This window comes from Enterococcus sp. DIV0682, assembly GCF_051712685.1.
Lineage (GTDB): Bacteria > Bacillota > Bacilli > Lactobacillales > Enterococcaceae > Enterococcus > Enterococcus faecalis.
On sequence record NZ_JBIOPK010000001.1, the window covers coordinates 732,857 to 752,530 of the forward strand.

The window sequence follows — 19,674 nt, forward strand, 5'->3', positions numbered from 1 at the left end:
GTTATATAAAGAGATTTCTTACTTAATATATCGCTTGGTTTTAGAAAATTTCTTAAAGGAAATTTTCTGAAATCATCATGTATCTAACTGAGAATTATGTTATAATTATTTAATTAAGATAGGGAGGTTCTGTACAAATGGACGAAGGAATTTCAAAGAAATTTGCCATTCAATTATTAGAAGACGATGCAGAACGCATTAAAATGCTTATTCGTAATCAAAAAAACAGTTTGTGCATTTCTCAATGTAAAGCATTTGAAGAAGTGGTGGATACACAAATGTATGGTTTTTCAAGACAAGTGACCTATGCGACCCGTTTGGGGATTTTAACTAATGATGAAGGACATCGCTTACTAAGTGATTTAGAACGCGAATTGAATCAATTATATACAGATGTTTATGAAGAAACACAAGAAAAAAACGAGATTGGCAAGGAGGGTTAAGCTTTGCCAAACAAAGTAAAGAAACGGCATTTGCTAGACTATAGTATTTTTATTCCATATTTAATTTTAAGTATCGTGGGATTGATTATGGTATATAGTTCCACATCCGCATTACAAGTAATGAAAGGTTTTTCACCTACGTCATTCGTTATTAACCAGGTTGCCTTTTGGGTAGTAGGGTTAGTTGCAATGTTTTTTATTTATAAGATGAAAACATCCGTTTTCCAGAATCGAAGTTTTATCATGTTTGCCATTGCAGTAATTACGGTTATGGTTTTAGCCGTTCGGATTCCTGGTATCGGGAAAGAAATTAACGGCGCACGTGGTTGGATTGAGATTGGTGGATTTTCGATGCAACCAGCTGAGTATTTAAAAATCATGGTTGTCTGGTATTTGTCTTATATTTTAGCACGGCGACAAAAGACAATTAATGGAGGCATGGATCAATTTAAACAAGCTGCCGGGCGACCGTTGATGCTCGTTTTTGTATTAATTGCTCTAGTTGCAATCCAGCCTGACTTCGGGAATGCGGCCATTCTAACATTAATTACCATCGTGATGGTTTTAGCAAGTGGGATTAATTATATGTATACCTACTTGGTCGGTGGCTTGGGCATTTTAGGTAGTATCACGGCTATTCAGTTATTAATTATGTCTAAAGGAAAAATTTTCCCAGCGCGTTACCAATATATTTATAATCGTTTTGCTGTTTTTAAAAATCCATTTTTAGATGAACGGAACTTAGGCCATCAGTTAGCTAATTCTTATTATGCAATCAGTAATGGCGGCTGGTTTGGCAAAGGTCTAGGGAATAGTGTTCAGAAAAAAGGCTTTTTACCAGAAGCACATACGGACTTTATCTTTGCGATTACTTTAGAAGAGTTAGGCATTATCGGCGGTCTAGCGATTTTAGGATTGTTGATGTTTATGATTGCGCGAATTATTTTAGTCGGTGTACGCTCGAAGAAACCTTTTAATTCACTAATGTGTATTGGAATTGGTACAATGTTATTAATTCAAGTCTTTATTAATGTTGGTGGGATTACTGGGATTATTCCATTAACAGGAATTACTTTCCCGTTCTTGAGTCAAGGTGGGAATAGTTTGCTGATTATTTCGATTGCTGTGGCCTTTGTCCTGAATATCAGTGCAGATGAAACACGTCAGAAATTAGAAAATGAGTACTATTTATCTTTAGAACAGAACCAATAAATTTGAAGGAAATTGATGGTAGGAGTGACGTTATGAAAAAGGTATTAGTTGCCAATCGTGGCGAAATTGCGATTCGAATTTTTAGAGCTTGTACAGAATTAGATATCCGTACAGTAGCGATTTATGCTGCAGAAGATGAGTATTCTGTTCATCGTTTCAAAGCAGATGAAGCGTATTTAGTTGGTAAGGGGAAAAAACCAATTGAAGCCTATTTAGACATTGAAAATATTATCCAAATTGCCAAAAAATCGGGAGCAGATGCCATTCATCCTGGTTATGGCTTTTTATCTGAGAACTTACGCTTCGCCGAACGTTGTGAAGAAGAAGGAATCATTTTTGTCGGACCTAAAACACATCATTTAGATATTTTTGGCGATAAAATTAAAGCGAAAGAAGCAGCTGTAGCTGCGGGGATTGCTTCGATTCCAGGCTCAGACGGGCCAGTAGCAACGGTGGAAGAGGTCGTAGCTTTTGGTGAAACGCATGGCTTTCCTATCATGATTAAAGCTGCTTTAGGTGGCGGCGGTCGCGGGATGCGCGTTGCCCACGATGCCAAAGAAGCACGAGAAGGTTACGAAAGAGCAAAAAGTGAAGCGAAAGCAGCCTTTGGTTCTGACGAGGTTTATGTTGAAAAGTATATTTCTAATCCTAAACATATCGAAGTACAAATTTTAGGCGATCACCATGGGAATGTCTTGCATTTATTTGAACGTGATTGTTCCGTTCAACGGCGCCACCAAAAAGTGGTAGAAGTCGCACCCTGTGTATCAATGAATGAAGAACAACGAGCAGCCATTTGTTCGGCTGCTGTGCAGTTAATGGCGCATGTCGGCTACGTGAATGCGGGAACGGTTGAGTTTTTAGTAGAAGGGGATCAGTTTTATTTTATTGAAGTGAATCCTCGTGTTCAGGTAGAACATACTATCACAGAAATGATTACAGATATTGATATTGTGATCTCTCAATTACAAATTGCGCAAGGGCTTGATTTGCATAAAGATATGCATTTGCCAAAACAAAACGAATTGACATTAAAAGGCGCGGCTATTCAATGTCGGATTACGACTGAAGATCCCTTGAACCAATTTATGCCAGATACAGGGAAAATTGATACGTATCGTTCACCAGGTGGGTTTGGTGTGCGTTTAGATGTAGGAAATGCTTATTCTGGCTACGCTGTGACGCCTTACTTTGATTCTTTATTGGTTAAAGTCTGTACGCATGGTTTCTCTTTTGAACAGGCAATCAGTAAAATGCAACGCTGCTTAAAAGAATTTCGGATTCGTGGCGTGAAAACAAATATTCCGTTTTTACAAAATGTTGTGAGCTATCCAGCGTTTCAATCTGGGGAAGCCAAAACAACCTTTATTGATAATACACCTGAATTATTTGAATTTCCTCGTATGCGCGATCGTGGCAATAAAACGATGAAATACATTGGAGAAGTAACGGTCAATGGGTTCCCTGGCATTGAACGAACGGAGAAAAAATATTTTGAAGCTCCGCGCGTGCCGACAGATGTTGAAGTTCCAGAAAAAGTGATCACAGCTAAAAATATTCTAGACGCTCAAGGAGCAACCGCCGTCATCGATTGGGTTAAGAATCAAGAAAGTGTGTTAATGACAGATACCACGTTCCGTGATGCGCACCAAAGTTTATTAGCTACTCGTGTGAGAACACAAGATTTTAAAGCAATTGCTGGTCTAACTGATGCAGCCCTGCCTGAGCTGTTTTCTAGTGAAATGTGGGGTGGCGCTACGTTCGATGTTGCCTATCGCTTCTTAACCGAAGACCCATGGCAACGTTTAAGAAAAATTCGTCAGTTGATGCCAAACACACTTTTACAAATGCTGTTCAGAGGATCTAATGCGGTAGGCTATCAAAATTATCCTGATAATGTTATTGAAGAATTTATTAAAGAATCCGCTCGCCAAGGAGTCGATGTTTTCCGAATTTTTGATAGCTTAAACTGGATTCCTCAAATGGAAAAAAGTATTCAAGTCGTTCGGGATACCGGAAAAATTGCGGAAGCAGCAATTTGTTATACTGGGGACATCAATGATCCAGCCCGAGCAAAATATAATGTTCAATATTACCTTGATATGGCTAAAGAATTGGAAAATTTAGGGGCACAAATCATTGCGATTAAAGATATGGCTGGCTTATTGAAACCACAAGCTGCTTATCGTTTAATTAGTGAATTAAAGGCAGCCACGGATTTACCAATTCATCTCCACACCCACGATACTAGTGGCAATGGGATCATCACATATTCAGCAGCTACTAAAGCAGGCGTTGATATTGTTGACGTCGCAATGAGTGCGATGAGTGGTGCAACTAGCCAGCCAAGTATGAACAGTCTATATTATGCTTTAGTCAATGGTGAACGGACGCCAACTATTAACATTGATAATGCACAGAAAATCAATCATTATTGGGAAGATGTGCGCATGTATTATCAACCATTTGAAAATGGCTTAAATGCCCCGCAAACAGAAGTCTATATGCATGAAATGCCTGGTGGTCAATACTCTAATCTGCAGCAGCAAGCAAAAGCGGTAGGCTTAGGGCACCGTTGGGATGAAATCAAAAAAATGTATCACACAGTGAATTTGATGTTTGGCGATATTGTAAAAGTGACGCCATCTTCAAAAGTCGTGGGAGACATGGCACTCTTCATGGTTCAAAATAATCTGACAGAACAAGATGTTTATGCGCGTGGCGAAGAACTAAGTTTTCCTGAATCCGTTGTGACTTTTTTCCAAGGTGATTTAGGTCAACCAGTTGGTGGGTTCCCGAAAGAGCTCCAACGAATTATTCTAAAAGGTCGACCAGCCTTCACAGAGCGGCCAGGTGACTTAGCAGCACCTGTTGATTTTGCAAAAGTACAAGAAGAATTAGCCGAAAAAATTGGGTATCAACCTAAATTGGAAGAAGTTTTAAGTTATTTAATGTATCCACAAGTATTTTTAGAGTATCGTCAAAAATACGAAACCTTTGGAGATATAACCTTATTAGATACGCCAACATTCTTTAATGGTATTCGTCAAGGAGAGACATTGGAAGTTCAAATTGAACGAGGAAAAACGTTAATTATTCGTTTAGATGAAATTGGCGAACCTGATATTGACGGAAACCGTGTCTTGTTCTTCAATTTGAATGGGCAACGTCGTGAGGTTTTAGTTAAAGATGCCTCCATTAAGTCTGCTGTTCAAGTAAAACAAAAGGCGGAACCAACTAATAAAGAACAAATCGGCGCAACGATGTCTGGTTCTGTTCTACAAGTATTGGTCAAACGTGGCGATAAAGTAGAAAAAGGTCAGCCGTTGCTGATTACAGAAGCCATGAAAATGGAAACGACTATCGAAGCACGTTTTGCGGGCACGGTAGATCACATTTATGTTGAAGAAGGCGAAGCAATCAGCTCAGGTGATTTGTTATTAGAAGTGAAAGAAAAATAAGATGAGAGGGGAAAAAATGAAGCGATTTTGGACCTTTACTGCTGTTTTTTTAACAGTTCTGCTCATTGGATATTTAGAGCCAGTTTTTTTCCCTGCTGAAAAACCAACCGAAACAGCTCAAAGTGGGCGCTTATCCAGCGCTCACACCGCTGTTCCTCATGAAGAATTGCCAGCTTCTGGCTACGCAGCATACATAGGGAAAGATGTGGAAACCTTTATCCGCCAGTTTGGCAATCCTAAAGAAAAAATTAAAACAGGTCGTACGTATGAATTATGGACGTTCGGTTTGACGATGAATGATTACTTAGAAGTCAACGTTCGAGAAAATAAAGTCATCGCAATTAAGGCCTTTAACAATGACAAAATGATAGAACCGTTTAAGATAGATATGAAGCTTGCTGACTTGTCTGATTTAATGACGATTTATTCGAATTTTGCATTTAATTTTCATCATGAAGCTTACGATGTCGAGCTGATGGAAGAAGATATGAACTATCGACCACTGGTTGCTTTTGATAATGGCAGTTTTGCGGTGTTATTTTTTAATCAGCGTACAGGTGGTTTAATGGCAGTTAATTATGTCAATAAAGAAACGTTGCTCACGGAAATGCCGTATCAATTAAATGAAGGTTCTCCTTTGCCAGTTGATATAACGCAGTCAATGACCTTCGATCCTGTTCAAAGTAACCAAGCGATTTATGTCATGAATCTGGTTAAACAGCAAGAAAATCAAGCTGCTTTTTCAGTTTCTACACAAAGCCAAAAAGATGCCCAAACATTGTATCAAACGATGGCTAACCATACACCAACAATTTTGTCGGCAAATCGACAAGCAGAATTGTTACAAACGAGAGAGGAACATACAGCCATTCATCCCTTTCATTTGACTAAGGACGAATTTTCTTTATTAGTTAAAACGAGCAAACTTTCGTTGAGAGAACCAGCAGGTATTTTCCAAGAACCTGTTTATGATAGTACCTTTACTATCTTGTCATGGTTTTCGGACCCGCAATATGATAGCTATTTTGCTGAGTCAGAAACGACAGAATTGGGCGTTGCCTTTTCCAATGAAGGTGTGTTAGTCTTATTAGAGAAACGACCAGAAAATAGGCAAATCACGGAGAGTAGTGAAAAGTTATGATTGTAACAGAACATTTATTTGCAATTGAAGATCAAACAGAATGCTTAATTTCAGCACTTTTAGAAAGTGATGCTGTTCAAAACTATAAAGAAACAAAAAAAGCTATGTATGCTTCGGCGGAAGTTGCTCAGTTACAAAAAGCATTTTTAGAAGCTAAGTCAGCCTTTGAACGAGTAGAGGCTTATGGAATTCATGCACCCGATTTTCGGGAGAAACAGCGAGCCCTACGTAAAGCGAAGCGGGCGCTTGATTTAAATGAAATCGTTGCAAATTATCGTTTTGCTGAGACAAACGTTCAAACGTTGCTAGATACAATTGGTTTAAAGATTGCGCAACTAATTTCTGAAGATATTAAAGTAGATGCTGGAAATCCTTTCTTTGAACGAGGAAAGAAACATTCAGGTTGTGGAGGAAGCTGCCATGCAAGCTAAAGAAGAAAAAGAATTTACGCTTCAAGAGCGTCGTTGCCTAATTGTTTGGGTATACACATTAAAACCGTTAAAACAGTTACGCCGATATGGACTGATTCACTATGTTTCACGAAAAATGAAATATGTGGTGATTTACATGAATGAAGAAAATATTGAAAGTAACATGGAAAAAATTAATCAGTTACATTTTGTTCGTAGTGTCGATAAATCGTATCGACCAGATGTCGAAATGAATTTTGCTGAAAAAATTGGTACCAAAGCGGCTTATCAAGAACAAGAAGACGATGGCTATGTAGTAGAGGAATTATCTACAGAGATTCGCTTAGCAGAGAATGTCTAATGCAAAAGAGTGAGAAATGTTATGAGAAATTTCAAACATTTTTCACTCTTTTTGTTATAATGAATTATAAAAGAATGATTGATAAAGGAGTCGAAACAATGCGTGTTATTTCTGGAGAATATGGTGGCCGACGCTTGAAAGCGTTAGATGGCGACAATACTAGGCCCACAACAGATAAAGTAAAAGAATCTATTTTTAATATGATTGGTCCATATTTCGATGGTGGAATGGCGCTGGATTTATATTCAGGAAGTGGCGGGTTAGCGATTGAAGCCGTTTCTCGTGGAATGGACAAAAGTATTTGTATTGAAAAGAATTTTGCTGCACTAAAAGTAATTAAAGAAAATATTGCGATTACAAAAGAACCAGAAAAATTTGAAGTTAGAAAAATGGATGCTAATCGTGCCTTAGAACAGTTTTATGAAGAGAAGTTACAATTTGATTTGGTCTTATTGGATCCGCCCTATGCCAAACAAGAAATTGTTTCACAATTAGAAAAGATGTTAGAACGGCAGTTATTAACAAACGAAGCCGTTATCGTTTGTGAAACAGATAAAACTGTCAAGTTACCAGAAACGATTGGTACACTAGAAAAAACAAGAGAAACCGTTTACGGAATCACTCAAGTAACGATTTATCGTCAGGAGGCGTAAGATGCGTAAAATTGCTCTATTTCCCGGAAGTTTTGATCCGATGACAAATGGTCATTTAAATTTGATTGAACGCAGTGCGAAGTTATTTGACGAAGTCATTATTGGCGTTTTTATAAATACAAGTAAGCAAACATTATTTACGCCAGAAGAGAAAAAATATTTAATTGAAGAAGCAACTAAAGAAATGCCAAATGTGCGTGTTATCATGCAAGAAACCCAGTTAACTGTGGAAAGTGCAAAATCATTAGGGGCTAATTTTTTGATTCGTGGCATTAGAAACGTCAAAGACTACGAGTACGAGAAAGACATTGCTAAAATGAATCAACATCTGGCGCCAGAAATTGAAACGGTTTTTCTATTAGCAGAAGAACCATATGCACATGTAAGTTCCAGTTTACTAAAAGAAGTTTTACGTTTTGGGGGCGATGTGTCTGACTATCTTCCTCCCAATATTTATCATGCGTTAAAACAAAAGAAGAATGACTGGAGCTAAAATAATGAATAAAAAAACAGAAAAATTTTCGTTTAAATCACTCATTCCAATGGTATTGGCATTGCTGCTAATTGGTTTGTTTATCGTCCCAATTCCTTATTATATTGAAGGACCAGGAACGACAGAAAATTTAAAAGAGTTTGTAACTGTTGATGGAAAAAAAGATACGCAGTCAGGTGCTTTTTATTTAACAACGGTGGGCATTCGTTCGGCCACTATTTTTTCTGCCATAAAAGCAAACTTTTCGGATTTTCAAGAAGTCATGTCTAAAAAAGAATTAATGGGGGATAGTAGTAATAGCGAATATAATCGAATTCAACAATACTATATGGATTCCTCAAAAAACGCCGCAATTGAGCAAGCCTTAAAATTAGCGAAGGTTCCATATGAGATGAAATTTAAAGGCGTCTATGTGTTAGCGATGGAAGACAACTCAAGTTTTAAAGGAAAAATTGAAGTTGGCGATACCGTGACAGGCGTGGATGGTAAATCTTTTAAAAGCAGTGAAGAATTAATGAACTACATTAAAGCACAAAAAGTGAATCAAAAAGTCACTGTTCAATTTACTCAAGATGGCAAAGCAAAAGAAGCGACCGGCAAATTAATTGAATTGCCAACAGATAAAAAAGCGGGGATTGGTATTGGTTTGACCGATCATACAGAAATTGATTCTTCTATCCCAGTATCTATTGAAGCGGGTGATATTGGTGGGCCATCGGCTGGGTTAATGTTTACTTTGCAGACCTATGAACAATTAAGTCATAAAGATTTACGTAAAGGTCATGAAATTGCTGGAACAGGTACGATGAACAGTCAAGGAATCGTTGGTAGAATCGGAGGCATTGACAAAAAAGTTGTAACTGCCAGTGAGAACGGCGCAGAAATTTTCTTTGCACCCGATGATGAAATAACTTCAGAAATGAAAAAAGTTGAGCCGAAAATCAAATCGAATTATCAAGAAGCACAAGAAGCTGCGAAAAAAATTGGGACAAAAATGAAAATTGTCCCAGTAAAAACGGTTCAAGATGCCTTGAACTATCTAGAAAAATTAAAATAAAAGTGTGCCTGGGCCAAAAATTACTAGTGATTTTTGGTCCAGGCGCATTTTTTGTTAAAAAATGCGTAATTATATTTTGAAGGGAGGACAAACGATGGATTGGTTGAAACAGTTACCCAAAAAGTGGCTATTGCTAGGTAGTGGCGCGTCTATAGTTATTTTGATAACTCTATTAGTGGGCATTTATTTGATGGTTAATAAGGAGCCACGAGTAGACACCACAATGTGGGAGGAGACAAGTCTGACCACTACGGCAGAGGTCGCCACAGATGCCACAAAAGAAAGGGCAGAAACAATGATCTATGTTGATATTAAAGGCGCAGTGAAAGTACCAGGAATCTATCAACTAAAAAATCAGCAGCGGATTTGGGATGCTTTAGCTTTAGCTGGAGGTGTGAGCGAGGAAGCTGATACTACCCAGGTCAATTACGCTCAAAAAGTAAAAGATCAAATGATTATTTACGTGCCCAAAAAAGGAGAATCAGTGGCACAGTCATTAGAAACGCTGCAGGAATCAGCACCTGCTCAGCAAAATCAGGAGGAAAAAATCAACCTTAATACGGCAACAGAAGCAGAGCTACAAACGATTTCAGGAATCGGTGCGAAAAAAGCACAAGAGATTATTCGCTTTCGTGACGAACAAGGACCGTTTAAAACCGTCGAGGAACTGAAAAATGTTCCAGGTATTGGAGAGAAAACAGTAGATCGTTTAAAAGACATGTTGACAGTGACTGGCTAACTTTTAACAGAAAATTCCTGAGAATTCTTGACTATGGGATGCGGATAACATACTATTTGTAATAAGATTAAATGATTTGGCAAATCGAACACAGGAGTCATTAAAAATAAAGGAGGTTTATTATGGAACGAATTCCATGGGACCAATATTTTATGGGACAAAGCGTCTTATTATCATTAAGAAGTACTTGCACACGGTTAACTGTCGGAGCAACCATTGTTCGCGACAAACGAATTATTGCAGGAGGTTACAATGGTTCAGTCAGTGGCGGAACGCATTGTATTGATGAAGGATGCTATGTTGTTGATAATCATTGCGTTCGAACAATCCACGCAGAAATGAATGCAATTTTACAATGTGCGAAGTTTGGCGTCCCTACAGAAGGGGCAGAAATTTATGTGACACATTTCCCGTGCCTGCAATGTACAAAGATGATTTTACAAGCAGGGATTAAAAAGATTTATTATTTAAAGGATTACCGTAATGATGAGTATGCCCTAAATTTAATTGAACAAGTAGGTGCCACGGTTGAAAAAGTGACTTTAGTACCAAAATATTTTGCCGAATTACAATGGGGAGAAGAATTTGCCACACTTGAGGACAATCCTTCCTCAGCTGAGGAATAATTGGTTCTTCATAGCTCTGCTGACTAGTTGTGGGCTGTGGTGTTTTTTCGCACCTAGTCTATTAGGAGCTCTTCTTCTTTCTATCACTGTTATCCGTATTGTCTGTACAAAAAGTTTTCCTGTTATATTGGGAGGTTTTTTGTGCAGTTTTTTAATAGTAGGGGGCATATTGATTTTCCAGTGGTTAAAGCCAGTCTCTTTGTTGCCTAAAGAAGTCCGCTTGTCAGGACAGCTAACGATATTGCCAGATGAAATACAAGTCGATGGTGATCAAGTAAAATTTCCTGCCAATTGGATCGTAAAAGGCAAAAGGCAGAAAGTACTGGCATTTTATCAATTAAAAAGTGTGAAAGAAAAACAGCAATGGCAACAACTAACCACAACCATTCAGGCAACCGCTGTAGGTATTTTAGACTCGCCCCAAGGTCAAACCAACAAAAATGGCTTCAATTATCAACTATTTTTAAAGAATCAAGGAATCGAAGCTATTTTATTCATTGAGGAGATAGGACAACCGCGTTCCTTTTTTTCTTGGCGGTTTAAAGAAATCATTAGCGGCTGGCGGAAGTGGGCGATGGTACATATTCAGAAAAATTTTGGTGATACTAGTGCAATGTACATGAATGCGTTGCTTTTAGGTTTTCGTAATGAAGAATTTGCTGAAATAAGCGATAAATTTTCAGCATTAGGCATTTTGCATCTTTTTAGTTTGTCAGGGATGCATGTTTCTTTTTTCCTTCGTTTATTTCGCTTGCTAATGCTAAGAATTGCTCGCCGAACGCAAGAAAGTTATTTTTTGTGGCAATGCGCTTTTTCACTGATATATGCTGGTTTAACAGGATTCTCAGTCAGTGTCATGCGGGCGCTTTTACAAACAAACCTCAATACGTTCAATCGACGGTTTAATTGGCAGGTTCCGGCCCTCGATTGTTGGAGTTTAACTCTCTTAGTGCACTTGATTGTTCAGCCAACCCTCTTTTTTTCAGTCGGCGGTCAATTTAGTTATTTACTTTCCTTTGTTCTGCTGTTTTTAGAGCAAACATTGGTCGGTTATTCTTCGCCTTTCATTAAAAATTGTGTAGGCTCTTTCCTATTGGCTGTGGCTTCCTTACCTATTTTAGTCCAATCATTTTATGAATGGCCCTTGTTAGGAAGTTTCTTAACATTTCTCTTGTTACCAATTTTTGAACGGTTCTTGTTACCGCTTTTGACGTTGAACTTTTTTCTAGTGATTATTATGCCAGCACGTTATTTAGCAGCCTTGCTCGAACCACTATTTTTAACAATGAATGGCTTATTTGAGTGGGTGCTAGTTCACTTAAATCCGAAGCTGACCATCGGCTATTTAAATGCTTGGATACAAATTAGTTTGTTATTACTAATCGGACTTTCAATGATTTATTTAGCAGACAAGTCTAAAAAAATTCTTTTCTCAATCGGACTACTAATTGTTTTGATAAATAGTAAATACCTTTCGCCAATTGGCATTGTTGCAATGATCGATGTAGGCCAAGGGGATAGTTTGTTTATCCAAGCGCCTTTTCACAGAAAAAATACACTGATCGATACAGGTGGTCGGTTGTCTTTTGACAAAGAAGCTTGGCGGCAACGGAAAAATAGTCGATCAGGAGCGGAATATTCAGTGATTCCTTTTCTCAAAAGTCAAGGGGTCAAACGTTTAGATGAAGTGATCATCACACACGCACATGAAGACCATTTTGGCGATTTATTAGCCATTGCGCAGAAGGTTCCAATTTCTGTTCTTTATTTCCCTAAAGGAGCAGCTGAAGCCAATTTTTCGTTTCGCCAAGTCTTGAAACAACTCCAAAAAAGCGGAACAGACTGTCGGCCAATTTTAGCATCCAAGCGAATTAATGGGCCCGTTTCTTTTCAAATTTTATCACCAAATAAGAGCAGTATTGGGGGCAATAATGACTCGATAGTGTTTTCCACACAATTAGGCGGACGGCATTTTTTATTTACTGGTGACTTGGAAGCCGAAGGAGAAGAACAAGTGTTGGCTCGCTATCCCCAGTTGAAAATCGACATCTTGAAAGTCGGTCATCATGGTAGTAAAACGTCGTCTACTAAAAGATTTATCAAACAGCTTAATCCGCGAGAAGCATTGATTTCAGCTGGACTGAATAATCGTTTTAAACATCCTCATCAGGAGACATTAGCGACGCTAGAGGAGCAAAAAATAAATTATTATCGGACCGATCTTCAAGGAATGATTTATTATCAATGGTTACCTTGGCAAGGGCTTTCTAAAGCCAAATTTGTTAAAGAACAAGACTAGTATTTCCAGAAGTAACATGATAGGATAAACAAGAGAAACGAGAAAAGGAGCGAGCCAATGGAGTTACAAAAAGCTTTGAAAGAAGTGCGAGAGCAAAAAATCGCTCCAGTGTATTTATTAATAGGAACAGAACTTTATTTAACTGAATTATTTAAAACAACATTGATGAAAGAATTGTTGACGGAAGAGGATGATCAATTTAACTTTTTCTCATTTGATATGGAGGAAACACCTTTAAGTGCAGCGATTGCTGAAGCGGAAACAATTCCGTTTTTTGGTGATTATCGCCTTGTCTTTGTGGAAAATCCTTACTTTTTAACTGCCGAAAGAAAAACAAACGGTGTGGAACATGATGTCAATCTTTTATTGAATTATTTGGAAAGTCCATCACCAACAACTGTTCTTGTTTTTATGGCCTCATATGAAAAATTAGATGAACGCAAAAAAATTACCAAAGCATTGAAAAAAAATGCCACAGTAGTTGACGTCAATCCAATGGATGAAAAGGCTATTCGTCAGTACATTTCTCAAACGATTGAGAGCGAAGGGTACACTATTCGCTCCGATGCTTTTGATTTATTACTTCAATTGACAGACTTGAACTTATCAAAAATTATGGGAGAATTACAGAAGCTGTATTTATATGCCCTTGAAACGAAGACAATTACACGAGGTGCGGTTCAAGAATTAGTCCCTAAGTCTTTGGAACATAATGTTTTTGATTTAACCAACGAAGTACTTTCTGGAAACAGTGAAAAAGCTGTTCAATTGTATGAAGATTTACTTTTACAAGGAGAAGAAACCATTAAGTTAAATGCAATCTTATTGAATCAGATTCGCCTTTTTCTGCAAACAAAAATTTTGGCTAAGATGGGCTATCAACAAGCGAATATCGCTGATACATTAAAGGTTCATCCTTATCGAGTCAAGTTAGCGTTACAACAAGTCCGACGATTTGAATTGTCTCGATTAGAAAGACTTTATGATGAATTAGTTGAAAATGATTACCGCATGAAAACGGGCCAAATGGATAAAGAATTACTATTCCAATTATTTATTTTAAAATTGACTGCGCAAGCAAAATAAGAAAGTACCAGAGACAATCGTCATACAACGATTGTCTCTGGTACTTTCTTATTATTTAGCTCCTAATAGTTCTTCTTTTCCATGAACAAGCTGTGTCAACATGGCACAGAAAGGTGTTGCTACGTTGTATTTTTGTCCTTTGCGCCAAACAGCACCATTAATGTAATCAATTTCTGTGAGACGATGATTTTTAATTAAATCTTGATACATAGACGGATAGTGCAAGCCAATACCGTTTGGATCATAAGTTTGAGCAATATGTGTATAGACTTCTGCTTGATCTAAATGAATGGCTTCTTTTTCTGCGACTGCTGCAAATTCACTGATTAATGTTTTAACAAGGGATTCACTAACAGGTAGTGCGCCAAATTCGGCAATATTACAATCAAGGATTGTACACAAACCGTTTAGCGTACCATTGACACAGGCTTTCCGCCAAATAGAGTAGCGAACATTGCTACTATAGCTTGGATTTAAACCAGCTTTTTGGAAGACATCAACGACTTCTAAAGCAAATTCTTTACCAGAAGGATCAATATTTTCTAATTCAATTTCGCCATCACCTAAAAGTTTAACACGTCCCGGTCCTTCTAAACCAGCTGTCCACATGGTAATGCCAACCAAGATGTTTTCTTTTGGCACATATTTTTCTAGTACATCTTCATGACCTAAGCCATTTAATAAACATAGTACATACGTTTTTTCAGTAATCATTGGTTGAATCGCTTTAAACATTGCATCTAATTGTTGTGCTTTGGTTAAAGCAATAATTAAATCTACTTGTTCATTTTGATGGTCAATTTCTTCTGGTGAGAAGATTGGTAGTTTTGCGACAACTTCTTCTCCATTAAAATCAGCGATTAAACCATGTTCACGAATGGCTTCAATGTGCGCGGGCCATTGATCGATTAAAGTTACATCATTTCCGCCTTGATGCAACATAATTCCTAAACGGCTGCCCATAGCGCCGGCACCAGCAATTGCAATTTTCATGTGTATCCATCTCCTTAAAAGTTCTTTAACCGTTATTATTATACAGCAACTTTCCTAAAAATGAATAAATGGGACTTGCAAATTTGTTATTTTTTAAATGTTTCCTAAAAAGTAAGGATTGCATCAAATGGTAAAGTAAGCTAAAGTAAAGCGTGGAAAAGTTTATAAATGAAAGTAGAGGAATCGTTAATGACGAAAGAAAAATTTTGTCGAGAATCACGAGTGATTCAAACACATCGTGTATTTCCCTTTGATTTAAATCCCTTTGGTGCACTATTTGGTGGGAAATTAATGTCTTTAATTGATGATGCCGCATCCATTTCCGTTTCACGACATTGTCGGAGAGGGGCAGTTACAGCATCTTTAGATAACTTGAATTTTTTAAAACCTTTAAAAGAAAATCACTCAGTGTGTGTTGAAACGTTTGTTTCTGGCGTGCATCATAAATCGATGGAAGTATTTGTTAAAGTTGTAGGAGAAGATTTAACAACTGGAGAGCGTTATTTAGCGGCGACTTGTTTTACAACTTTTGTAGCCATTCCGTCTCATATGAATCCTGAAAGTGACTTCCAATTAGCGGCAGTCGTCCCAGAAACTGCAGAAGAAAAGTTGATTTGTTCCAATTATGAAACGAGAAGACAACAACGTTTAGCTTTGCGAGAAGAGACTAAATTATTTAGTCAACATCTCACAACAGATTTACCGTGGATTGATTCACCTTTATAAAAAAATGTCCGAGTCTTTGTGAAAACAGACTTGGACATTTTTTGATGAAAAAAGAAGCTAACATGAATGCTAACTTCTATCTCACATTATTTAGCTAATTTGCTTAAACGAATTTTATCGCGGTTAGCTTTGTTTTTATGGATTAAACCTTTAGTTGCAGCCATATCAACAGCTTTAACAGCTTCGTTGTATAAAGCATCGACGTTATCAGCTCCAGCAGCTACAGCTTCTTCAAATTTCTTGATTGCTGTACGCATTGCGTTTGTTTGAGATGAATTTTTCGCATTCGCGTTAGCACTTGTACGTACGCGTTTGATTGCAGATTCGATATTTGGCATTTGTTTCACCTCCGATGATTTAGGTTTTACACTGGTCAGCCAATGTAATTCAACAGTAATCATTATACCTAATCCATTGTTCCATTGCAATAAAAGACGACAAGTTTTTTTCCTTAACAGACAATTTCAAGAAAAAAATAAGAAAATTTGCCAGAGCCTTAAGAAAAAAGCATACATTTTTTTTAAAACATGCTATGATAAAATAGATAAATGAAAAATGGTGGTGTCTTTGTGAGTATTGCATTATTGGTAACGATTACTTTGGTAATGGGTGTAATTTTTGTTAACGGTTGGACGGATGCGCCGAACGCAATTGCAACCGCTGTCTCGACTCGGGTGTTAAAACCGAATGTCGCAATTTGGATGGCTGTTGTGATGAACTTTTTAGGTGCATTAGTCATGACCTTTTTTAATGCCCAAGTAGCTGAAACGATTAGCAACATTGTTAGTTTTGACGCAAATGGAAACGCTTCACAGGTGGCTTTGGCTGCTTCGCTTTTTTCAATTGTGGTTTGGGCAGTTGCTGCGTGGTATTTTGGTATTCCCACAAGTGAAAGCCATGCGTTAATTGCCGGCTTGACTGGTTCGGCAATGGCATTAGGTGGTTTGGGTGCAGTCAATGGCTCGGAATGGATCAAAGTGCTTGTTGGTCTAGTTGTTTCTACCGTTATGGGCTTTGGCGGCGGTTATTTGATTGCCAAACTTGTTGTGAAAGCTTTCTCGGCTGTGCCTAGAAGAAAAGCCAACAAATTTTTTACAGTTGGACAAGCCTTTGGTGCAGGAGCTAATGCTTTTTTACATGGTGCGCAAGATGGGCAAAAATTTATGGGCGTGTTCATGTTAGTGCTTTTTTATAATAATTTAGTCGAAAAAACAGGTGGCGGTTTTGTGATTCCGTTATGGGTTATGGTTCTGTGTTCCATTACAATGGGCATTGGAACTTCTGTGGGCGGCATGAGAATCATTAAATCAGTCGGGATGGATATGGTAAAACTTGAACGCTATCAAGGCTTCACTGCAGATTTAAGCACGGCTATTTGTTTATTTTTAGCATCGGCTTTTGGGATTCCAGTTTCAACTACTCATACAAAAACAACAGCGATTATGGGAGTAGGTGCTTCTAAGCGAATCTCAAGTGTTGACTGGCGTATCGTGAAAGAAATGCTGATAGCATGGATTTTAACTTTCCCAGGATGTGGGCTGATCGCTTATGTGATGTCAAAATTATTTATTGCAATTTTTTAAGGAGAGAAAAACATGGCACGTAAAAAACAATTTGATTATTTTGGAGAATTAAACCAGTTAGCAACAAATGCTTATGAAGCGGCAAAGGTTTTGCAAGAAATTGTAGACAATTATTCATTAGAAAACTTAGTAAAAAAATCAGAAGTGATTCATCAATTGGAAAAAGAGAATGATGAAATTGTTCGCAAAATTTTAAATGAACTCTATATTTCCTTTATTACGCCGATTGATCGAGAAGATATTGTCGATATTACGGATCACTTAGATAACATTATTGATAGCATTAATAGTTTGTCTTATTTACTTGATCATTTAGTTGTCGAAGAAATGATTGCGCCCGCGCTAGAATTAACTGCTTATATTGTTAAAGCGACAGAAGGCGTTAAATCAGCAACGAAGGAATTTGCAAAATTTAAGAATTCTAAAACGTTAGTTTCATTGATTGATGAAGTGAATACGATTGAATCTCAAGGCGATAAATTATACAGTAGCGCCATGAAAGATTTGATGACCAACGAAAAAGATTTATTAAAAGTTATCAAGTGGAAAGATGTTTACGATCAGCTTGAGCGCACGATTAATGATTGTGAATCAGCTGTTAATATTATTGTCGGAATTGTCATCAAAAATACGTAAAGAAAAGAGGGGGAGCTGTTGGTTAAAGTAATTATTGATGCTGATGATTTTGGGATGTCAGAAGCGATTAATCATGGCATTATCAAAAGTTATGTCGATGGTTTAACAACGTCGACACTTTTGATGCCCAATTTACCAACAGCAGAACACGCCGTTGCGTTAGCAAAAAATTATCCAGGCTTATTTGTAGGTCAGCATACGAATTTTTTATTAGGGAAACCTTGTGCGGACCCATGTATGATTCCTTCACTGGTAGATGAACAAGGCAATTTTCATCGCTCTTCTTATTATCGTCAACAAAAGCAAGTAACCTTCGTATATGAAGAAGTACGACTTGAAACGATTGCACAATTGACGCGCTTTAAGGAACTAACTGGACATTATCCTGAACATTTTGATTGCCATTCGATTGGTGATGAAGTGGTTGATCAAGTATTTTTAGAATTAGCAGAAGAGTACGGACTTCATACAACCCTGAAATATAGTGGGGAAAAAGAATATCCACCGCAACAAGGTTATTTCCAGGTGACACATTTGTTAGAGTCTGGCGCGTTATCTTATATTCACGAAGGCGTATCAGTGGAGAATTTTTTAGAAGATGACTTTGGTTTATTACGGATGCCGGAATCGGCAATTGCTGAGATGCATTTTGATGTTGGGTATTTGGATCAATTTGTGTTAGACAATTCTTCTTATACCACTTTACGCTGCAAAGAATTAGCAACGATTTGTGATCCTCGTGTTCGTCAGTGGTTTGAAGAACAGGGGATTGAGCGGATAACGTTTGGCGATTTAAAAAAATAAAACCGTTGCTTTCAATAGTGAAAGCAACGGTTTTATTTTTATGAGAATAACCAGTAGCCAATTAAAATCGCACCTAAAATTACACGATACCAACCGAAAACTGTAAAATCGTTTTTCTTCAAGTAATTCAATAAGAATTTAATCGCAATGATGGAAACAACGAAGGCAACAATAGAGCCAGTTAATAAAATAATGATTTCTTCTGACCCAAACGTATTTCCTTTGGCCAAGAATTTAAAGATTTTTAAAAAACTTGCTCCAAACATTACTGGAATTCCTAAGAAAAATGAAAACTCTGTTGCAACAAAACGTGAGGCCCCAATTAAGATTGCCCCTAAAATGGTCGCTCCTGAACGTGAAGTTCCTGGAATTAATGCCAGTACTTGGAAAGCACCAACGATTAAAGCGGCTTTATAAGTGAAGTCTTTTAGATTAGTACACTTCGGTGCAACATTTTTATTTCGTTTTTCAATGATAATAAAAGCAATCCCATAAACAATTAACATAATCGATACTGTTAAAAAGTTATAAAAATGTGCATCTAAATAATCATCAAATTTTAGACCAATAACTGCCGCTGGTAAACAAGCGACTAAGACTTTAGACCAAAGAATCCAAGTATCTTTTTTCTCTTCGCCATTTTTCTTTGGTGAGAAAGGATTCAATTTGTGGAAGTATAAAATAACAACCGCCATAATCGCTCCCAATTGGATAACGACGTTGAACATTTCCATAAAATCTTTACTTAGATCGAGTTTAATAAACTCATCCACTAAAATTAAATGTCCGGTACTACTAATTGGAAGCCACTCGGTAATTCCTTCGATAATACCAAGAATAATTGCTTTCCATAGGTTAGCAAAAAGCATGTCACCATTCCTTTCTGAAATAAATGCAAAATACATCAAGTATAAGTATACCCGCTGACAAAGTAAATGCCAATGCAAATTC

Annotated in this window: 20 protein-coding genes; 17 read left to right on the forward strand and 3 right to left on the reverse strand. The window is 37.5% G+C overall.

Annotated features, from left to right (window positions below; translation table 11 throughout):
- Positions 1 to 137 precede the first annotated feature (137 nt).
- The 13 genes from IGK96_RS03550 (at position 138) to holA (ending at position 13,981) form a co-directional block, all read left to right on the forward strand.
- Positions 138 to 443 (forward strand): YlaN family protein, encoded by a 306-nt coding sequence (locus tag IGK96_RS03550; protein WP_002356684.1) that lies wholly within the window; start codon positions 138 to 140, stop codon positions 441 to 443.
- A gap of 3 nt (positions 444 to 446) precedes the next feature.
- Positions 447 to 1,655, forward strand: coding sequence for an FtsW/RodA/SpoVE family cell cycle protein (locus tag IGK96_RS03555; RefSeq protein WP_002356686.1), 1,209 nt, complete (start codon positions 447 to 449; stop codon positions 1,653 to 1,655).
- A 32-nt stretch (positions 1,656 to 1,687) separates the two neighbouring features.
- On the forward strand, positions 1,688 to 5,116 hold the full coding sequence (locus tag IGK96_RS03560; RefSeq protein ID WP_033626118.1) for a pyruvate carboxylase: 3,429 nt from the start codon (positions 1,688 to 1,690) through the stop codon (positions 5,114 to 5,116).
- A gap of 16 nt (positions 5,117 to 5,132) precedes the next feature.
- Complete coding sequence (locus tag IGK96_RS03565) at positions 5,133 to 6,257, forward strand: CAP-associated domain-containing protein (RefSeq protein ID WP_080474160.1); 1,125 nt, start codon at positions 5,133 to 5,135, stop codon at positions 6,255 to 6,257.
- The gene (locus tag IGK96_RS03570) at positions 6,254 to 6,688 is read left to right on the forward strand and encodes a YlbF family regulator (protein WP_002356689.1); all 435 of its coding nucleotides are present in this window, start codon (positions 6,254 to 6,256) and stop codon (positions 6,686 to 6,688) included. Before IGK96_RS03565 ends, IGK96_RS03570 begins: the two co-directional genes overlap by 4 nt.
- The gene (locus IGK96_RS03575; RefSeq protein ID WP_002359714.1) at positions 6,678 to 7,028 is read left to right on the forward strand and encodes a YlbG family protein; all 351 of its coding nucleotides are present in this window, start codon (positions 6,678 to 6,680) and stop codon (positions 7,026 to 7,028) included. Before IGK96_RS03570 ends, IGK96_RS03575 begins: the two co-directional genes overlap by 11 nt.
- A gap of 59 nt (positions 7,029 to 7,087) precedes the next feature.
- Positions 7,088 to 7,681 carry a 16S rRNA (guanine(966)-N(2))-methyltransferase RsmD gene (rsmD, locus tag IGK96_RS03580; RefSeq protein ID WP_002414371.1) on the forward strand — a complete coding sequence of 198 codons (594 nt, stop codon included), beginning with the start codon at positions 7,088 to 7,090 and terminating at the stop codon, positions 7,679 to 7,681.
- A gap of 1 nt (position 7,682) precedes the next feature.
- Positions 7,683 to 8,174, forward strand: coding sequence for a pantetheine-phosphate adenylyltransferase (coaD, locus tag IGK96_RS03585; protein ID WP_002356693.1), 492 nt, complete (start codon positions 7,683 to 7,685; stop codon positions 8,172 to 8,174).
- A complete protein-coding gene (locus tag IGK96_RS03590) occupies positions 8,161 to 9,231 on the forward strand; it encodes a SepM family pheromone-processing serine protease (protein WP_002399203.1) in 1,071 nt (356 codons plus the stop codon). The genes coaD and IGK96_RS03590 overlap by 14 nt, the downstream gene beginning before the upstream one ends.
- A 61-nt stretch (positions 9,232 to 9,292) precedes the next feature.
- On the forward strand, positions 9,293 to 9,970 hold the full coding sequence (locus IGK96_RS03595) for a helix-hairpin-helix domain-containing protein (RefSeq protein WP_161975111.1): 678 nt from the start codon (positions 9,293 to 9,295) through the stop codon (positions 9,968 to 9,970).
- A 122-nt stretch (positions 9,971 to 10,092) separates the two neighbouring features.
- Positions 10,093 to 10,596 carry a ComE operon protein 2 gene (locus IGK96_RS03600; protein WP_002395327.1) on the forward strand — a complete coding sequence of 168 codons (504 nt, stop codon included), beginning with the start codon at positions 10,093 to 10,095 and terminating at the stop codon, positions 10,594 to 10,596.
- 34 nt (positions 10,597 to 10,630) lie between these two features.
- A complete protein-coding gene (locus IGK96_RS03605; protein ID WP_161975112.1) occupies positions 10,631 to 12,895 on the forward strand; it encodes a DNA internalization-related competence protein ComEC/Rec2 in 2,265 nt (754 codons plus the stop codon).
- Between the two features lie 57 nt (positions 12,896 to 12,952).
- Positions 12,953 to 13,981, forward strand: a complete 1,029-nt coding sequence (holA, locus tag IGK96_RS03610; RefSeq protein ID WP_002362655.1) for a DNA polymerase III subunit delta — start codon at positions 12,953 to 12,955, stop codon at positions 13,979 to 13,981.
- 51 nt (positions 13,982 to 14,032) lie between these two features.
- Here the strand turns inward: holA and IGK96_RS03615 are convergent, their stop codons facing one another.
- Positions 14,033 to 14,974, reverse strand: a complete 942-nt coding sequence (locus IGK96_RS03615) for a ketopantoate reductase family protein (RefSeq protein ID WP_010817509.1) — start codon at positions 14,972 to 14,974, stop codon at positions 14,033 to 14,035.
- A 168-nt stretch (positions 14,975 to 15,142) separates the two neighbouring features.
- On the opposite strand from IGK96_RS03615, the gene IGK96_RS03620 reads away from it, so the two are divergent.
- Positions 15,143 to 15,700: an acyl-CoA thioesterase gene (locus tag IGK96_RS03620; protein WP_002382741.1), complete on the forward strand. Its 558-nt coding sequence runs from the start codon at positions 15,143 to 15,145 to the stop codon at positions 15,698 to 15,700.
- 86 nt (positions 15,701 to 15,786) lie between these two features.
- Here IGK96_RS03620 and rpsT read toward each other — a convergent pair whose 3' ends face one another.
- Positions 15,787 to 16,038, reverse strand: coding sequence for a 30S ribosomal protein S20 (gene rpsT, locus IGK96_RS03625; RefSeq protein WP_002356703.1), 252 nt, complete (start codon positions 16,036 to 16,038; stop codon positions 15,787 to 15,789).
- Between the two features lie 210 nt (positions 16,039 to 16,248).
- Here rpsT and IGK96_RS03630 point away from each other — a divergent pair, with 210 nt between their 5' ends.
- The 3 genes from IGK96_RS03630 to IGK96_RS03640 are packed head-to-tail and all read left to right on the forward strand — an operon-like array spanning position 16,249 to position 18,723.
- Positions 16,249 to 17,283: an inorganic phosphate transporter gene (locus IGK96_RS03630; protein ID WP_002356704.1), complete on the forward strand. Its 1,035-nt coding sequence runs from the start codon at positions 16,249 to 16,251 to the stop codon at positions 17,281 to 17,283.
- Between the two features lie 12 nt (positions 17,284 to 17,295).
- Positions 17,296 to 17,919 carry a DUF47 domain-containing protein gene (locus tag IGK96_RS03635; protein ID WP_002400859.1) on the forward strand — a complete coding sequence of 208 codons (624 nt, stop codon included), beginning with the start codon at positions 17,296 to 17,298 and terminating at the stop codon, positions 17,917 to 17,919.
- 18 nt (positions 17,920 to 17,937) lie between these two features.
- Positions 17,938 to 18,723, forward strand: coding sequence for a ChbG/HpnK family deacetylase (locus tag IGK96_RS03640; protein WP_002374323.1), 786 nt, complete (start codon positions 17,938 to 17,940; stop codon positions 18,721 to 18,723).
- Positions 18,724 to 18,761: 38 nt separating this feature from the next.
- Here the strand turns inward: IGK96_RS03640 and IGK96_RS03645 are convergent, their stop codons facing one another.
- Positions 18,762 to 19,592: an undecaprenyl-diphosphate phosphatase gene (locus IGK96_RS03645; RefSeq protein ID WP_002356708.1), complete on the reverse strand. Its 831-nt coding sequence runs from the start codon at positions 19,590 to 19,592 to the stop codon at positions 18,762 to 18,764.
- Between the last annotated feature and the right edge of the window lie 82 nt (positions 19,593 to 19,674).